Annotated in this window: 15 protein-coding genes; 6 read left to right on the forward strand and 9 right to left on the reverse strand. The window is 39.8% G+C overall.

Features of this window, described 5'->3' with window-relative positions:
• The 4 genes from ACO1O5_RS16660 to ACO1O5_RS16675 all read left to right on the forward strand — a co-directional run.
• A partial coding sequence (locus ACO1O5_RS16660) for an FtsX-like permease family protein (RefSeq protein WP_486272209.1) occupies positions 1–342 on the forward strand: 342 nt, incomplete at its 5' end.
• Positions 343–375: 33 nt separating this feature from the next.
• Positions 376–1,086, forward strand: a complete 711-nt coding sequence (locus ACO1O5_RS16665; protein ID WP_486272210.1) for an ABC transporter ATP-binding protein — start codon at positions 376–378, stop codon at positions 1,084–1,086.
• Complete coding sequence (locus ACO1O5_RS16670) at positions 1,067–2,278, forward strand: hypothetical protein (protein WP_486272212.1); 1,212 nt, start codon at positions 1,067–1,069, stop codon at positions 2,276–2,278. The genes ACO1O5_RS16665 and ACO1O5_RS16670 overlap by 20 nt, the downstream gene beginning before the upstream one ends.
• Before the next feature lie 196 nt (positions 2,279–2,474).
• Positions 2,475–4,532: a S9 family peptidase gene (locus ACO1O5_RS16675; RefSeq protein ID WP_486272214.1), complete on the forward strand. Its 2,058-nt coding sequence runs from the start codon at positions 2,475–2,477 to the stop codon at positions 4,530–4,532.
• A gap of 46 nt (positions 4,533–4,578) precedes the next feature.
• On the opposite strand, the gene ACO1O5_RS16680 is transcribed toward ACO1O5_RS16675, so the two are convergent.
• From ACO1O5_RS16680 to ACO1O5_RS16700, 5 genes are all read right to left on the reverse strand, one after another.
• Entirely contained in the window at positions 4,579–5,064 is a 486-nt protein-coding gene (locus tag ACO1O5_RS16680; RefSeq protein ID WP_486272216.1) for a DinB family protein, read from the reverse strand.
• A 53-nt stretch (positions 5,065–5,117) separates the two neighbouring features.
• Positions 5,118–7,427, reverse strand: a complete 2,310-nt coding sequence (locus tag ACO1O5_RS16685; protein WP_486272218.1) for an FdhF/YdeP family oxidoreductase — start codon at positions 7,425–7,427, stop codon at positions 5,118–5,120.
• A gap of 2 nt (positions 7,428–7,429) precedes the next feature.
• The gene (locus tag ACO1O5_RS16690) at positions 7,430–7,798 is read right to left on the reverse strand and encodes a DUF7009 family protein (RefSeq protein WP_486272220.1); all 369 of its coding nucleotides are present in this window, start codon (positions 7,796–7,798) and stop codon (positions 7,430–7,432) included.
• Complete coding sequence (gene fdhD / locus ACO1O5_RS16695; RefSeq protein ID WP_486272222.1) at positions 7,776–8,636, reverse strand: formate dehydrogenase accessory sulfurtransferase FdhD; 861 nt, start codon at positions 8,634–8,636, stop codon at positions 7,776–7,778. Before fdhD ends, ACO1O5_RS16690 begins: the two co-directional genes overlap by 23 nt.
• Before the next feature lie 150 nt (positions 8,637–8,786).
• Positions 8,787–10,262: a glycoside hydrolase family protein gene (locus ACO1O5_RS16700; protein ID WP_486272224.1), complete on the reverse strand. Its 1,476-nt coding sequence runs from the start codon at positions 10,260–10,262 to the stop codon at positions 8,787–8,789.
• Positions 10,263–10,494: 232 nt separating this feature from the next.
• Here ACO1O5_RS16700 and ACO1O5_RS16705 point away from each other — a divergent pair, with 232 nt between their 5' ends.
• Complete coding sequence (locus ACO1O5_RS16705; RefSeq protein WP_486272226.1) at positions 10,495–12,711, forward strand: HAD family hydrolase; 2,217 nt, start codon at positions 10,495–10,497, stop codon at positions 12,709–12,711.
• Positions 12,712–12,858: 147 nt separating this feature from the next.
• Here the strand turns inward: ACO1O5_RS16705 and ACO1O5_RS16710 are convergent, their stop codons facing one another.
• The 3 genes from ACO1O5_RS16710 to ACO1O5_RS16720 form a co-directional block, all read right to left on the reverse strand.
• Positions 12,859–13,599: a LytR/AlgR family response regulator transcription factor gene (locus tag ACO1O5_RS16710; RefSeq protein WP_486272228.1), complete on the reverse strand. Its 741-nt coding sequence runs from the start codon at positions 13,597–13,599 to the stop codon at positions 12,859–12,861.
• Complete coding sequence (locus tag ACO1O5_RS16715; protein WP_486272229.1) at positions 13,592–15,649, reverse strand: tetratricopeptide repeat-containing sensor histidine kinase; 2,058 nt, start codon at positions 15,647–15,649, stop codon at positions 13,592–13,594. The genes ACO1O5_RS16710 and ACO1O5_RS16715 overlap by 8 nt, the downstream gene beginning before the upstream one ends.
• A gap of 106 nt (positions 15,650–15,755) precedes the next feature.
• Positions 15,756–16,031, reverse strand: coding sequence for a hypothetical protein (locus ACO1O5_RS16720; RefSeq protein WP_486272231.1), 276 nt, complete (start codon positions 16,029–16,031; stop codon positions 15,756–15,758).
• A 236-nt stretch (positions 16,032–16,267) separates the two neighbouring features.
• Between ACO1O5_RS16720 and ACO1O5_RS16725 the strand changes: the two genes are divergently transcribed.
• On the forward strand, positions 16,268–16,411 hold the full coding sequence (locus ACO1O5_RS16725; protein ID WP_486272233.1) for a hypothetical protein: 144 nt from the start codon (positions 16,268–16,270) through the stop codon (positions 16,409–16,411).
• Between the two features lie 56 nt (positions 16,412–16,467).
• On the opposite strand, the gene ACO1O5_RS16730 is transcribed toward ACO1O5_RS16725, so the two are convergent.
• Positions 16,468–16,983, reverse strand: coding sequence for a hypothetical protein (locus ACO1O5_RS16730; RefSeq protein WP_486272235.1), 516 nt, complete (start codon positions 16,981–16,983; stop codon positions 16,468–16,470).
• Positions 16,984–17,044 lie beyond the last annotated feature (61 nt).

The following is a 17,044-nucleotide window of genomic DNA, read 5'->3' on the forward strand; positions in this document are numbered from 1 at the left end:
ACCCGTGAAATAGGAATGCTGCTATCCATTGGGATGAAACCTTCCAAAGTGTTTGGAATGATCATGCTCGAAACAATTTTTCTTTCGTTGACAGGTGCGGTGATTGGCGTGCTGGTTAGCATTACTACCATAGCATGGTTCGGTCATAAGGGAATTAACCTTTCCTTTATCGCAGAAGGGTTTAATGCACTTGGTTATAGCAGTATTGTATACCCTACACTTGGGTTTAATTTTTACATTATGCTCGCCATTATGGTGATTGTAATTGCAATAATTGCAGGCTTGTTCCCGGCGAGAAGGGCAGTCCGGCTAAAGCCGGCCGAGGCAGTACGAGGTGATTGATTTAAACTTTACTTTTTTATTAAATGTTTTTTTATGCCAGTAATTGAAATTAAAAATCTCACGAAGACCTACAACGAAACCATGGTGCCGGTGCACGCATTAAACGGAATTAACCTTGAATTTGAAAAAGGTGAATTCACGTCTATCGTTGGTCCTTCCGGATGCGGCAAGACAACCCTGCTGAACATGATGGGCGGCCTGGATCAACCCACTTCAGGAAATGTAATTATAGAAAAAGAAGATATCACCCGGATGAACCGGTCAGCACTAACAGATTTCCGCCTGCGCCATATCGGCTTCATCTTTCAGTCATATAATCTTATACCAGTACTTACTGTAAAAGAGAATGTTGAATTTATTATGGAACTCCAAAACAGTAACAAAAAGGAAATAACAGACCGTGTAAATTATCTCCTAACGGCAATGGGTATGGGAGATAAAATAAATGTAAGGCCAAAATATCTATCGGGAGGACAGCAACAACGGGTAGCTGTTGCGAGGGCGCTTGCCTCGAAACCTAAATTTATTCTTGCCGATGAACCTACCGCAAATCTCGATTCTAAATCAACAGATACGTTATTAGACCTGATGGCCACGCTAAACGAAAAAGAACAAGTCACCTTTATCTTTTCAACACATGATCAGCGGGTAATGGACAAAGCAAGACGCATCATTACTTTGGAAGATGGAAAAGTGATCAGTGATACTAAACAGAAAGTGAGTCATGCAAGTCTTCAAAATTAAAATATCATTTGTTGGATGTGTTCTCCTGTTTTTTTTAGCCATTGCACAAGCTGGTAGTGCACAGGACACAACGAACAACACCATAAGCAATGCTGATAAAATTTCTCATTGGTCTGTTAACGGCTACCTGAAAGATTTGCAAACAACGCAATTTACAGACATCAATAAAAAATGGACCCTGGAAAACCTCGTGCACAATCGCGTGGATATTCATTGGTTTCATGACAGTTCCTGGAAGTTTCATCTTGGCATCAGGAACCGGCTTTTTTACGGGGATTCTGCTGCTTTATCTATCCAGAATGTACTACTACAAAACGGGAACGATGATTTTTTTGATCTTTCCAAAACGATTGCAAAAGGGCCATCTTATATATTGCATTCCAACATTGATCGTGCCTCGATAGATTATACACATGGTAAATGGGAAGTCACCGTTGGACGGCAACGCATCAACTGGGGATTGAACCTTGTATGGAATCCTAATGATATTTTTAATGCTTACTCCTATTTTGATTTTGATTACGAAGAACGCCCCGGGGCAGACGCGGTAAGGTTGCAGTATTACCTCAATAGCACGTCTTCTGCAGAGCTTGCTTATAAACCCGGAAGAAATGCAAATGAAACGATTGCAGCGGGATTGTATCGTTTTACAAAAGGCAGTTATGATATACAGGCACTTGCGGGTATCGTTAACACTGACTATGTGCTCGGCGGTGGCTGGTCAGGCGTATTGGGGCAGGCAGGCTTTAATGGGGAAATATCGGCCTTTGTGCCACGCACCAATTTTCGATTAGCCAATACTGTTATATCGGCATCAGCGGGTATTAATTATACATTCCCAAACAGTTTATACCTACACGGTGCCTACCTCCTGAACAGTGCCGGTTTATTAAAAGGAGATAGTTTGAGCCCCAATTTTTTTCTAAACAATGTTTCGGCAAAGTCACTTTCACCGGCCCGACATTCACTATTCGCTGAAGCAGCTTATCAATTCAATCCATTAATACGTGGAGATCTTTCCGCCATTTATACGCCCGCCGATGGCTCTTTTTTCGCGGGACCATTTTTTACTTTCTCTTTAACCAATACAATAGAATTGCTGGCAGGCGGTCAATTATTTTTTGGAGGCAAACGAAGTTTATATGGCAATTATGGCCGGGCTTTGTATCTGCGATTTAAATGGAGCTTTTGATAAAGCACTGGATTTATTATAGTTATTTATCTTCACAAACACTCATCATTAATCTCAATATTTTTCTTCCAGTCTCTTTTTGGAGTATCCTTATATTTGCAAGCCTTGTTTTACAAGTCACAACACCGTTAGTAATCAATTACCAAACCTGTCTATACTTAAATACTTCCTTAATAAAAACAATTAAACTGTGATAATGAAAAAACTGCTCGTACCATTTTTGCTTTTTAGTATTTCTTCGTCTGCGCAATTAAATATTGAAAAAATTTTAAGTGCCCCGTTCCCCAATGAATTGAAAGCATCCAACGACGGAAAGTACATAACGTGGGTATTTAATAATAAGGGAGTTCGCAATGTATGGTTTGCAGATGAAACCGGCAAAGAAGCAAAGCAGCTTACGCACTATACAGAGGATAATGGTTTGGAAATCACGAGCCTCATTATTACTCCCGACGACAACAGCGTTATATTTGTGCGGGGAAATGATGCCAATTCAAAAGGAGAAAATGCAAACCCGGCCAGGCTCCAAACGTCAACAGAAGAAGCAGTTTACATAGCTTACGTAAAAATTGATAGTGTAAAAAAAATAGGCGACGGAACATCGCCGGCTGTTTCTCCCGATGGAAAACAAATTGCATTTATCTCTTCCTCACAGGTATGGTTAGCCGCTGGCGATAGTTTGAAAGCAACAAAATTATTTCAGTCGAGAGGAAGTCAATCACAATTACGATGGTCGCCCGATGGAAGTAAACTTGCTTATACAAGTAACCGGAGTGGTCATTCCTTTATTGGCATATACGATTTCAATGCAAAAACAATTTCGTATTCAGATGCTTCTACTAACAGCGACTCAGATCCTGTGTGGTCTCCTGATGGTAAATATCTTGCTTTCATTCGGCAACCTTATATAGGTGCTCAAATGCCTTTTACTTCCCAACGATCGTCACCGTTGCCATGGAGCATCCGGTTATTAGATGTTGCGTCTCTTCAGGCTAAGGAAATATGGAAAGCAGATCAAGGCCGCGGGAGTGCCTTACCCGATGAACTTCCGGCAGTTGACAATCGTTTATGGTTTCCTAAAGACAATACCATTATTTTTCCATGGGAAAAAGATGGATGGATGCATTTATATGCACTGGATGTAAGTAACAAAACAACAAAGTTGCTGACACCAGGCGATGGCGAAGTTGAAAAGGTTTCGATATCACCCGATAAAAAAACAATTATTTATTGTACTAACATTGGCGATATCAGCAGAAGACACATTTATACCATTACTTCATTAGATAAACCAGTAATGGTTACAAAAGGCGATGGTATAGAATACAGCCCTGTAGCTCTTTCCAGGGGCATTGCGGTTCTGGAGAGTTCAGCACAGCATCCTCTATGGCCGGCCATTGTTCGGTCCAATGGTTCCTTAACAGATATTGCAGTCAATGAATTTCCTAAAGACTATCCTTCCTCTTCACTGGTAGTTCCACAAACAATTTCATTTACCGCAACAGATGGCATGCAGGTTCCGGCACAGCTATTTTTACCTAAAAATATTAATGACGGCAAAACGCATCCCGCTGTTGTCTTTTTCCATGGCGGCTCCAGGAGACAAATGCTGCCAGCGTTTCATTACATGTATTACTATTACAATGCCTATGGATTAAATCAATATTTTGCCAGCAAGGGTTATATTGTTCTTAGCGTGAACTACCGCAGTGGCATTGGTTACGGTTTAGATTTTCGCGAGGCGCTGAACTATGGTGCTAATGGCGCCAGTGAAGTAAATGATGCTATAGGTGCAGGACTGTACCTGCAATCGAGAAGCGACGTAGACACCAAACATATTGCAGCATGGGGTGGTTCTTATGGCGGATTTCTTACGGCATTTTGCCTTGCTAAAGCGTCGGATATTTTTTCATGCGGGGTAGATATGCATGGCGTCCACAACTGGAACACGGAACTTTCAAGCTGGCGTACATACGACTCCGTTAGTGCAGGTACATTTTCACAAAAAGCGTACCTCTCCTCTCCTATTGCTTATATTGATGGTTGGCGCTCCCCTGTATTACTGGTTCATGGTGATGATGACCGAAATGTTCCTTTTGGGCAAACAATGACGCTGGCATCTGAACTGGATAAGCGAAACGTGCCTTATAAGGAACTTATTTTTCCTGATGAAATACATGATTTTTTAATGTTTAAAACGTGGCTGAAAGCTTATAACGCTACTTATGATTTTATCAGCGAGCATGATAAATAACCGGTTTTCTTTCAATCTATTTTAAAAGAATCCGGTATTGAATGTACTATCGTTCTTTCCTTTTAATGGCTGCCAGCAAAGAATTTATTTGGCCGAAATGGTAATAGTCATGCTCTACAATTCCATTAATAAGATACAGGTAAGAATAGCTCCGCCCCGGAACTTTTGAGTCTAGTTGTTCAATCGGAAAATTCTTAATAGCGGCCAATAGTTCCTGGTGGCAGCTTTCATATTCCCTGCGAAGAGCGCTCCATTCGGAAGGCTTGGGCCAGTCTGCCGGTGAGTTATCTTCAATATTAAAATGATCATTGCCTGTTAATTTTTGCACCGCAAAATTTCGCCAGGCAATAATATGCGCCAGTTGTTCCGCAACGGAATGAGAATAATTGTCCACCCTTTTTAAGGCTACCGAAGGTGAATTTGAAAAAACGTTCTTTCCTAATTTATCCGTTACCCACGATTTGCCATTATTAAAATCGTCTAACTTGTTTAAGACACTGTCCTTTATTGCGCTGAAGTTGTTATTATCCATAGATACATTTTAATCGATATTAAAAGTATATTATCTTTGTAGCTTTAGCCCGCTTACAAATGTCTTTTAATTTTCACTACGACTGATTTTGATGCCGGCTGATTGCTGACATCTGCAACACTTCCAATGGGTACCAACACATTGGCTTCCGGAAAATAAGTGGCCACACACTGTTCCGGTATATCATATTGTACTATCAGAAATTTATGTGCTACCCTTTCTATTCCACCGCCGTAATTAAACAGGTCAACCACATCTCCATTTTTTAAATTAAGTTTCGTGATATCTTTTTCGTTCATAAAAACCACCCGCCGTTCGTTATAAACGCCACGATAGCGATCATCATATCCATAGATGGTGGTATTAAACTGATCATGGCTTCTTATCGTCATCATTATTAATTCATCTTCGTTAATTGCAGGGAGATAAAGTTCCGTAAGAGAAAAACGGGCTTTATTATCAGATGTATGAAATTCACGTGTACGAGCACCGTTAGGAAGATAGAACCCACCCTTGCGCCTGACTTTTTCGTTATAATTTTCAAAGCCCGGAATTACTTTTTCAATATCATCGCGAACGGCATCATAGTCTTTTATGTATCGGTCCCAGTTTACTACTGAGCGACTGCCCAATGTTGCCTTCGCCATTTTGCAGATGATTACCGGTTCGCTCAATAGATCATCAGATATAGGTTTTAAGATGCCTTTAGACATTTGCACAACACCAGTAGAATTTTCGCAGGAAACAAATTGCGTAATACCGTCATGTTCATCTTTATCAGAACGGCCAAGACAAGGTAATATCAGCGCTTCTTTACCATGAACCAGGTGGCTGCGATTCAATTTGGTTGAAACGTGAACCGTAAGGTTACATTGCCTCAAACCCTGCGCTGTAAAATTGGTATCTGGCGTAGCGGACAAAAAGTTGCCACCGAGAGCAAAAAACACCTTGGCGTTACCGTTATACATTGCCTTAATTGAATTAACCACGTCATAACCCTCTTTTTCCGGCGGCGTAAAGCCATATACTTCTTTAATCTTTTTGGTTAAGGCTGGTTTAGGTTTTTCCCAAATGCCAACTGTTCTGTCGCCTTGCACATTACTATGGCCACGTACAGGACAGGTACCTGCACCGGGCTTTCCGATACTGCCTTTCAGCAACAACAGGTTTACAATTTCCTTTATAGTGTCCACGCCATTCTTATGTTGCGTAATGCCCATGGCCCAGCAGATAATGATCTTACTTTTCTGCCTTAATACATTTATCACTTCCTGTGCCTTTCGCAAAGTGATGCCTGCAACATTTAGCAATTTATCAACATCATATTTTTTTACCTCCGCTATAAGCGCATCATACCCCGATGTATATTCATTGATGAATTCGCGATCGAATATTTTTCCGGGATTATCTTCTTCCACCTCCAGCAACAAATAGATAAGCGCTTTAAACAATGCCTGGTCACCATTGAGTTTTACCTGCAAAAAAATATCGGTCAGCTTTGTATCAATATGTAAAATTCCTTTCACTTTTTGGGGATTACTAAATCCCATCAATCCGGCTTCCGGCAATGGATTTATTGAAATGATAGTGGCACCGTTAGTCTTTCCTTTTTGCAAAGCAGTTAACATCCGCGGATGATTGGTGCCGGGATTTTGTCCCACAATCATGATCACTTCAGCCTCATAAAAATCTTCCAGCTTTACCGAACCTTTGCCGATGCCCAGCACCTCTGATAACCCGGAACTCGTCGACTCATGACACATGTTAGAACAATCAGGTAAATTATTAGTTCCATATTCCTTTGCGAAAAGCTGGTACACATAGGCAGCTTCGTTGCTGGCACGGCCTGATGTGTAAAAGATTGCTTCATCCGGGCTTGCCAGGTTGTTAAGATGGTTGGCCAGCAATGTAAAAGCATCGTCCCACGTTATTGGCTGGTAGTGCGTTGCACTCGCAGGCAAATACATCGGTTGTGCGATGCGGCCATTCTTGCCGATGTTATAGTCATCAAGCCCGGATAATTCTTTTACAGAATGTTCTGCAAAGAAATCAGGACGCAGGCTTTTTGTTGTTGCTTCATCCGCAAACGCTTTGGCGCCATTCTCGCAATACTCCGCTATACCAGATCGCTCATCATCCGGGTCGGGCCATGCACAGGACGGGCAATCAAAACCCAGTTTCTGGTTCATAGTTAATAATCCCTTCAGCCCGCGACCCATATTCATTTCGTGAAACACATGTTTGCCGCTTTGATAGACCGCTTCCATACCTGCAGCCACAGTGTAAGGTTCTTTGATCTTTATATCGCCGGTAAAATCTGCAGGATTTTCCGATTGTGTTTCTTCTATCTTTTCATCGTTCATAATTAACAGGATTTAGCTGGGTTTTCAAAATAATCCGATTGATCTTCGGTTGCTATTGCATCAATACATTTGAAATCTTTTTCCAGCAAAAGGTTTAAAAATTTACCATTACTAACGGTAAGGTCATACACGATACTAACCTGGCTAGTTGTAGTCCACTTTTCCAATAAATTTTTGGGAACATATAAGATAATACTTCCATTAATATAATCTGCTGACATGGTTTTGTTGTCTGTACTTATTACCGCATATTTAAATATGCTACTACCAAACTCAGTCTTTTCCTCCACAAATCCTTCGGTGGCAAAAGCCGCAACCTCCGGTTTAGAAAGCCTGAACCTCACCGCATTACCCTTGATTCGAATTTTCATAAATGTTTTTTATTCTGTGAGCGTTTGAATAAACATTGAATGATTGATTCCTCAAAAAACCAATAAGTGTTATTCCGGCTTCTTCGGCCGTTTGAACCGCAAGGCTCGAAGGAGCACCAATAGCTGCCACTGTATTAATACCAGCCATCCAAGCTTTTTGAATTAGCTCAAAGCTGGCCCGTCCACTTAGTAAAAGTATTTTACCATGCAACGGTATCATGAATTGATTTAACGCAGCGCCAACTAATTTATCCAACGCATTATGTCGTCCCACATCTTCCCGCGATAAGAGCAACTCGCCAGCACGATTAAATAATCCGCAAGCATGTAGTCCGCCGGTAAAACCAAAAATATCCTGGGTGTTTCTGAGAATGCCCGGTAAGGCATAAATTATTTCAGGAGAAATTTGTATAAAATCTTTTTCTGCATATTCCAACCGGCACACGGTTTTAATGGCATCTATAGAAGATTTTCCACACACGCCACAACTGGATGTAGTATAAAAATTTCTTTCCAGTTTATTCAAGGCGACAGGTACGTTGTCTTTGAGCCCGACCTTAACCACATTTTCATTAGCACCGCCACAGTAATCTATTTCCCTTATATCTTCTGCGTTTTTAATAATCCCCTCGGTAAATAAAAACCCTGCAGCAAGTTCAAAATCGTTGCCAGGCGTACGCATGGTTACAGAAATACTTTTTGTTACTCTTTCCTTTGCATTTCCAAACACCATCCTTATTTCCAAAGGTTCTTCTGTGGCCAGTAAATCACGCACCTGGCTGGAAGTATCTTCCTTAACTTTAAGAATTTCTACGGGAAGGGAAGAAGAATTATTCATTACAAGCTGTTAAGAAAAATTCGTGCCTATGTTTTGCGTGGGCTTTTACAGAACATCAAAAAAATACGCAACACTTATTCACTTTGAGCGCACTTAGTCCACTCCCAATTATAACAATACAGTGGCGAATAAGTTGCATTCATCCGGGAATCAGGCAATTTTGCCCGCCTCTTCCTGGCTTGCATATTCATCCACGGGGTCTGGCAGTGTTTTCAAGGCTGAGTCTTGCAGAGAAATAACAGATGAAGCGGAATACAATCCAAAGCCTTTACCGGTATAGGTATAGTCCATTAAAGTTAATTTAACCACTCCGTCAATTGATAATTCAATGTAATGACCGTAACGAATAAGTCTGAAACGAAAGGACTTGTTTCCGTTCATGGGGAAAACGCCGGATTGTATATCAGTAAAAATAAAATTGTGCCGCGTATTCAATGGGTTAAAGCCCCATGCCCGAATCTGTAACAGGCCGTTGGAGATATCAAACGAAATGAAATAACCGTTAGCTTCAGCATCCATATCGGAAACCAGCCCAAATTTTCCCATACCCTCCACCGTCAGTAATCCTTCCCAAATAAAACTGGCCGATGGTTTCTGAAAACAAAATATTTCGTAGCCGCTTCTTGAGCCGCAGGTTAATTTTTCCGGCAAGATGTCTGAAGTAGCGGAAGGGTTCGAAAGCAAATGCTGCATTTCTCCTAATTCGTGCTGGTAAATTACTTTTTGTGCCATTTCTTCCCAACGATAATAACTCTTTAATAAGATCCTTCCTTTATCGTCGGTGTCAAGTTCCTTTGGTGGAGGCAATACCCTCAACGTATCAATTTTTCCATAAGCATAGAAAAAATTATATACCAGTAAATGATCGCCGTCCTGGACAGTACGGGCTGCGTAATTCCCCTGCGGCAATAGTACGTCGGCATGGAATGAATGGTATTCGCCAAAAAAATCCGGTGCAAACCAGTAGCGCACTTTAATGTCTTCGCGTATAGAACCGATAACATAAAACCGGCCATTCAGTTGGAAAGCACACGGACATTCAATATCATCATACACCATCGGGTACAAAAGAGGAGGCATTAATTCAACAACGTTGTTGGTTATTTTTACCACCCCTACGCATCCCCTGCGTGATATGGGGCCGGTAATACTGCGGGCGCAAACCAGTAGGTACACTTCACCGTTATAATCAAACCTGAAAGGATCACGGAAGCTGAGCCATTTGCGGGGATTGGCATCCGATGCTTCATAATAGATGCCTTTTGGAGCAATTGGATAAATGTTCTCTTTACTCTTTGTCCAGTCAATAAGATTGCCTGACTCAGCCAGTCCTATTTTAGTGATAACACCACGGTCTCTCCGTTGTAGACCGGTATAATACATTTCAAACTTATCGCCTGTTTCGCACACGTGCATCGTCCAGAGCATATCATCGTCCCACTCGCCCGGGTTTCCAACGAATAAGGCATTGTTTACTCTTTTCCACGAAATACCATCCGTGGAAACGGCATGAGCAATATAATCATGGTTAGGAATAATAAGATGAAATAAATGATAGATTCCTTCGTGTACGATTACCGTTATATCACCAATTTCCCAGTCACTAAATCCCGATCCTGAATACATAGACTTATTTAATCCGTTTCGTCAAAAATAGTCAATTAATATTTTTAGGTTTTGTTAATAGGGGATTATTGGTTAATATGCCCCAATCGCAAAATCGAAAAAGGCGATCGATAGTACCATCATTTTTTCTTCAATTAGTTTATGAAAATAACACTCTTTGCAATTGGCCAACGAACGAAGTAATGATGTTTGGTTACCTTTGCAATTGTCAGTTTAATGTAAAAAAATAATTATGCACGGATATTATATACAGTTATTCAGCCCTCATGGTCTTATACGATACAACGATCCGGAAATCGGGAGAGACAAGGACACCGGCGGCCAGGTGAAATATGTATTGGAGTTATTGGAGAACCTTTCCTATCATCCGCAGGTGCGAAAAGTAGATCTATTTACCCGCCGGATTTCTGATAAAAGAGTCTCTTCTTCTTACGAAAAAAGTATTGATACTGTAAATGAAAAAGCCCGAATTGTAAGAGTGACTTGCGGCGGAAATGCATATCGCCCCAAAGAAACCTTGTGGGAACATCTTGATGAGTTCGTTGACAAAACCATTCGGTTTATTGAAAAAGAAGATGATTTTCCTGATGTGGTGCACGGTCATTATGCTGATGGAAATTATATTGCCAGCCAGATCAGCGAAATGCTTGGAATACCTTTTATTGCAACTAGCCATTCCCTGGGCCGTAATAAAAAAAGTATTTTACTGCAACAAGGTTTGTCGCCCGAAAAAATAAATGAAAAATTCAACATGGACCGGCGTATTTCCGCTGAAGAAAATTTATTGCAAAGTGCCGATGCAATTATCGTAAGCACGCAGCACATAATAGATACGCAATACGCTTTATATGACAATAATAAGTCAGGCAGGTTTGCAGTAATTCCGCCTGGTGTAAATACAGAGTTATTCTATCCATTTTACCGCTTAGACATGCCATCGTTTAAAATGACGATCGAGCAGGAACAGGCACTGTATCGGGTTAATTCTGAGATAGAGCGATTTTTATTCAGGCCTGAAAAACCGTTGATACTTTCTATTGGCCGTGCCGATAAAAGAAAAAATTTCGAAACAATTATTCAATCATACGGGCAAGACAAAGAGTTGCAAGCAATGGCCAACCTTGCCATATTTGCAGGGGTAAGAAAAGATATAACGCAAATGCCTGCTGATGAACAGGACATACTTACGAACCTGTTATTGTTGCTCGACAAATATGATCTGTATGGAAAGATGGCAATACCTAAAAAGAATGATCCTACATTGGAAGTGCCTGAAATATATCGTGTGGCCGCACGAAAAAAAGGTGTTTTTATAAATGCCACACCCGGAGAAAATTTTGGGTTAACAATTGTGGAAGCGGCTGCCTGCGGGCTTCCGGTAATAGCTTCCCCCAGCGGCGGCCCAAAAGAAATTCTCGAACATTGTAAAAATGGATTATTAATAGATGTGGAAGATCCGGTTGCGATTGCCGAGGCATTGAAGAAAATAATTGCTGACCAGGGTTTGTGGGAAAAATATTCAGCGAGCGGTATAAGAGCTGTTGATCAGTTGTATTCATGGAAAGCACATACCAATAAATACATTGAGATTATCGACAATCTTTTTCAGAAAAAAGATTCTGATGCGCTTGCCTTCACGCATAAAACTGCTTACGGGAAGAAACTCGCAAAAGCAAGATTGTTTGTTATATCAGATCTCGATGGAACCCTGGTCGATGGTAATAAATCAGACGGCCTGAATGAATTTAAACAATGGATTATTGATAACCGGGACAGGGTTGTCTTTGGAGTAGCAAGCGGGAGAAATAAGGAAATTACTGAGCACGCCTTTGCCAAATACGATTTACCCAACCCGGATATATTGATATGCTCTGCAGGTTCGGAGATTTATTACACCGATAAATTTGTACCTGATAATGGATGGGACAGCCATATCGATTACCAATGGAAAAGAGATGATCTGCAAAATGCGTTGTCAAAATTCCCGGGTATCCGTTTACAGGAAACGGCGGCCCAGTGGCGTTTCAAACTTAGTTATTATGTTGATGACAGTTTTAACGAAGATGACCTTGCCAACCTTTATAAGTTTCTTGATGACAGGAAACTTAGGGCAAAAATATTATTGACCGAAAATAAGTACATGGATCTTCTGCCCTTTCGTGCCAGCAAAGGCAGTGCCGTTCGATACTTAAGTTATAAATGGAAAGTTCCGATGGAACATTTTATTACGGCCGGTAACAGTGGCAATGATATTGATATGCTGAAAGGAAAAGCCAGGGGAATTGTCGTTGCTAATTATAGTCCCGAATTGGAAGAATTAAGAAAGAACAAATTGATTTATTTTTCAGAAAATCCGCTGGCGAAGGGTGTGCTGGAAGGTATTGAACACCATATATCATCAATGAGTTTTAGAGCTAATAAGATGCCGATGGCATCGTTGCAGGATTGAAAAAAAGAAAAATGGATACGTCTACGCTTCCCAGTTAGGCACTTAAAATTTTCATTCATTAATTATAGGCGGCATCAGTTGATTTAGAATTACTCTCACAAGAATGGCTGCCATAGTAAAAGGGTAATTGCGACGAAGTAACTCCCTTCAAAAGAATTTCAACAGCGAATCTTTGCGGCTTTTGGACACACTAATAGTAGAATTGTTGCTCATAACAAGGTAGCCGCCTTCACCGCGAACATATTTGGTAACTTCATTTAAATTAACCATATAAGAATTATGTACCCGTACAAAAAAATTAAAGTCCTGTAATTGTTCTTCGATTTCTTTTAGCGTACGGCACACTATTATTTTAGTCTTATTTTTTAGATAAAAATGAGTGTAATTATCATTAGCCTCACAATAAAGCAAGAGGTCAGATGAAATTAGTTCATACCCTTCGGCAGTAGGGACTGCTATCTTGTTAAAGCCGGTTGTGTTGCCGTGCATTTGCTTTAGTAGCATTTGAAACTGCTCAACGCCAGGTAAATGACGGTTCTCCTGTGCCCTCGTTACAGCCCTGATCAATTCATTAGGCTCAATTGGTTTTAATAAATAATCAAGTGCGCTGAAACGAATTGCCTTAATAGCATACTGATCGTAACTCGTAGTAAAAATAACCGCAAAGGGAATTTCAGAAAATCGCTCGAGCATTTCAAAACCATTCATGTGCGGCATTTCAATATCAAGAAACAAAAGATCAGGTTTAAATTTTTCAATAGCTATTAAACCCGTTGCAGCATCACGGCATTTTTCCATTACCTCCACCTGCGGGCAATATTCTTTCAGTAACATGTCCAATGTTTTCAGGCAATGCATTTCATCGTCCACACAAATAACTTTAATCATAACGAACAGGTATTTTGATCATTACTTCTGTACCTCCGGAGCTGCCGTCTGAAAGAATAAGATCAGTTATTAAAATGGAATTCTCTTTTTCATTTGACCTTTGTAACATAAGAAGCCGATCTGTTGTAATACGCATTCCCATTGATTTATGTATTGACGCAGATTTGCTTTTCAATTCGGCAGCTTTTTTTCTTCCAATACCATTATCGCTTATTTTGTACAGCAGTATTTCCTTCTCAATATATACCTCAATGGTCAAATATCCTTTTTTACCCGCCTGCTGGTCAGGCAAGTGCATTAACCCATGCCATATTGCATTTTCAGCATAGGGTTGAATAATGTGCGGCGGAACTTTCAGCACAGTCGTATCAATATCTTCGTCTACGGTAATTTTATATTCGAACTTATTTTCAAAACGTAATGCTTCCAGTTCAAGGTATAGTTGAAGTGCTTCCAATTCTTTTTCCAAAGCTATACATGCTTCCTGGGAATTTTGAAGAATTAATCTCACCAGTCTTGAAAATTTGGAAAGATATTCTGAAGCCTGCAACTTGTTGTTCTCTAGAATGAACAGGTTGATGGAGTTCAGCGAATTGAAAATGAAATGAGGATTCATTTGCGCACGGAGGGCCTGCATTTCAAGTTCAGTGGATTGTTGATGAAATTCTGCTTTTACTTTTTCACCTTCCATCCTTTGAATTTCCAGCTCATGTTTCAATTGTTGTTTTTCATTTTCGCGTTTTAAAATGATGTTTCTTAAAATAAAACCGCCTACTATAAATAATAGAAATGTACCCGTCATAAATATCTTTTTCTGAAATGATTCGTGTTGTAACTGCTGTTGTTGAATTCTCAACCGCTGTCTGCTAATTTGTTTCTCTTTACTCATCAGTCCCATCTGCTGTTCATAATTGTAAGCCGCAAATTTTGCCTTTGTCTGATCGTTTAGCACTTCCTCCTTTATCATTGTATATTTTCTAAAATAGAAATTGGCACTATCTTTTTGATGCAAGTGATCATAAACTGAGTAAAGAATTTGATAACCGTCACGAATAAATGGTTTCGCTTTAGTTTGAAACGCAATGGACAATCCCTTCCATCCATATCTTAAGGCTGCTGCATCATCATTCAGCGCCAAATAAGTTTTGCTTATATCCACAAGAGTCCGCATCATTTCATTCCGGTCGTTTAATCTTGCATGTTCTGATAATCCAAGCTGAAAGTTTTGCAATGCATGCCTATAATCTTTTTGTAAAAAATAGGTCTCACCTGTACTTACCCAGTAAACACGCATATAAATTGTTTTATCGCTTCCGGGCCTAAATAGATTGTAGTAATGCCAGGCGGAGTCAAACTGTTGTAAATGAGAAAATACTTCTGCAAATTCCATCTTAGTCCATATGTCACAATCATTAGCAATCCGCCATTTACTGATCTCTTCGTCATTTAATTGCCACATTCGGCGGAAGTATTGCAAGGCATTCGGATAGTCATCAATCAATGCGTATAACCTGGCCAGGTACCATAAACAACAGGCAATATCAATTTTATTTTTAGTTTTTAAGGCGTAATCGTAACCCCGTTGCGCAATTAGAAAGGATTCTTTGTAGTTGCCCATATAGGCATAAATTGCGCCCAAGTACAGGTCGGGCTTTGTCATCCCCAAGCCAATATTGGTTTTGTTCACATAAAAAAGTCTCATTTTTGCATAATAAATTGCTTCTTCAAACTTGCTTTGTGCAAAGGTGATAGTGGTAAGCCAATAGTATACATCATCAATACCTTCCTTATTAGTCGTCCGGTCATACCATTGGATGGACTCTTTTCCCAAAGCCTCTGATTTCTCAAAGTCGTTATAAAAATGCCTCACCATTTCAGAACGACGGCAAAACGAAACAGCAATACCATGAATATAATTTAACCTTTTGGCTTCTTGGTAAGCTATATTAGCGTAATGCTCCGCGGAATCTTTATTATCCTTTACGGTATAGCTCTCGGTCAATTGATTGAAACAATCTACCCTTGTTGTATCTATAACTGACTGCGACAATTTTTTCAGGCTGTCAATCTTATCCGTCTGGGCAAAGCAAAGACCGCAAAAAAATATCTGGGTTATTAAAATTATTATCTGCTTTTTGAATAGCATATTTATTTTATTAATTGGTACTGAATGATATTTTTAAAATCACTTCCGTTCCTGCGGCACTTCCATCAGCATAAACCAGGTCATTTATTTCGACTGAGTTCGTTGCACTTTTCGATTCCATCATGGCGATCCTGTTCTCGGTTATTTTAATACCCATTGATTTATGCGTAGATCCGGACTTGCTTTTTAATTCTGCCGCCTTTTTTCTCAGTTTTATTCGCCTGGGACAAACAAACAGTCCGGAAAATATTTGTACAAGAACTACTATGTGCTTTTTGATTGACATGTTCCTTATAGTATCTCTGTTTATTTAAGATCTCACCCGAGTTGTACACTGCAAAACGCTATTAAGCAGTTGGCAAGCAGGACAACCAGCCGGGTTTTTGAAATTAAAATATAGCAATCAAAACATCATTTGCAGCTGGGTCATGTCTGAGGTTTGAGTTTACCGCCGGTTGTTCATTTGAAATTGGAAAGAAGAGATATCTCAGGTTATTTTGGTTATTTTTCCCCGTTTTTAAAATGACTTATAAAGATATTTCTTTTCCCCCGTTAATAGCCAAACTTACGGGTCTCATTGCAATCACTACACAGGCGGAGATGGGTAAGGAAAAAGGTTGCCTGGAAAGGCAACCACTTGATTATGACTCGGGCCATAAACATTAACACGCTTATTATCTTATTATAATTTGATAACATTCACCGGCTTATAACGCTGATACTTATTTTCGCTTCTCATCTGCGATCACTTCCATTTCACCATCCACAATTTTTATTGTTCTTATTGATTTATCATCAGTCATTTTAACAACATATATAATGGAATTTGAAAGCTGGTATTCATTGCAAAATTCTATTTCATAGTCATAATACCGGCTCTTTATCAACGACCTGACGTCAGATTGCAGCTTATCTTCAGAATAAGTGAGGAGGTTATACATCCATTTGCCATTTTCATCATATTTTATCCGAAAATCTATACCCTTAGAAAGGAAATTTGCAATAACGCCGCCTGGTACTTTAAACCATTTCTCATCTGAGACTTTATGAAATGATTTCTCAAAATCCTTAAGCGCTTTTAAATTAACACTGGTCTTGCTAATTTTTAATGTACTTGAATTTGATCGGGGCACCGCTCTTGTGTTATTAAAAGCAAACTCATTTTCGGTTTGGCCATTTGCATTTTTTGCTGTTGCAAATAATGCCACGATTACGATTGAAGAAAGTAGTTGTTTCATTTTAATTTATTTTTATGGTTATTTTTTTTTGATTACCTGTATAAAAGTAAACCAGCAACTT

The organism is Ginsengibacter sp. (genome assembly GCF_057362405.1).

Excerpts from the sequence above, each read along its gene's own strand:
- ACO1O5_RS16675 (WP_486272214.1), top strand. The coding sequence starts at position 2,475 with ATGAAAAAACTGCTCGTACCATTTTTGCTTTTTAGTATTTCTTCGTCT.
- fdhD (WP_486272222.1), bottom strand. The coding sequence starts at position 8,636 with ATGAATAATTCTTCTTCCCTTCCCGTAGAAATTCTTAAAGTTAAGGAA.
- ACO1O5_RS16670 (WP_486272212.1), top strand. The coding sequence starts at position 1,067 with ATGCAAGTCTTCAAAATTAAAATATCATTTGTTGGATGTGTTCTCCTG.
- ACO1O5_RS16705 (WP_486272226.1), top strand. The coding sequence starts at position 10,495 with ATGCACGGATATTATATACAGTTATTCAGCCCTCATGGTCTTATACGA.
- ACO1O5_RS16700 (WP_486272224.1), bottom strand. The coding sequence starts at position 10,262 with ATGTATTCAGGATCGGGATTTAGTGACTGGGAAATTGGTGATATAACG.
- ACO1O5_RS16665 (WP_486272210.1), top strand. The coding sequence starts at position 376 with ATGCCAGTAATTGAAATTAAAAATCTCACGAAGACCTACAACGAAACC.
- ACO1O5_RS16690 (WP_486272220.1), bottom strand. The coding sequence starts at position 7,798 with ATGAAAATTCGAATCAAGGGTAATGCGGTGAGGTTCAGGCTTTCTAAA.
- ACO1O5_RS16680 (WP_486272216.1), bottom strand. The coding sequence starts at position 5,064 with ATGGATAATAACAACTTCAGCGCAATAAAGGACAGTGTCTTAAACAAG.
- ACO1O5_RS16730 (WP_486272235.1), bottom strand. The coding sequence starts at position 16,983 with ATGAAACAACTACTTTCTTCAATCGTAATCGTGGCATTATTTGCAACA.
- ACO1O5_RS16725 (WP_486272233.1), top strand. The coding sequence starts at position 16,268 with ATGACTTATAAAGATATTTCTTTTCCCCCGTTAATAGCCAAACTTACG.
- ACO1O5_RS16685 (WP_486272218.1), bottom strand. The coding sequence starts at position 7,427 with ATGAACGATGAAAAGATAGAAGAAACACAATCGGAAAATCCTGCAGAT.
- ACO1O5_RS16710 (WP_486272228.1), bottom strand. The coding sequence starts at position 13,599 with ATGATTAAAGTTATTTGTGTGGACGATGAAATGCATTGCCTGAAAACA.
- ACO1O5_RS16720 (WP_486272231.1), bottom strand. The coding sequence starts at position 16,031 with ATGTCAATCAAAAAGCACATAGTAGTTCTTGTACAAATATTTTCCGGA.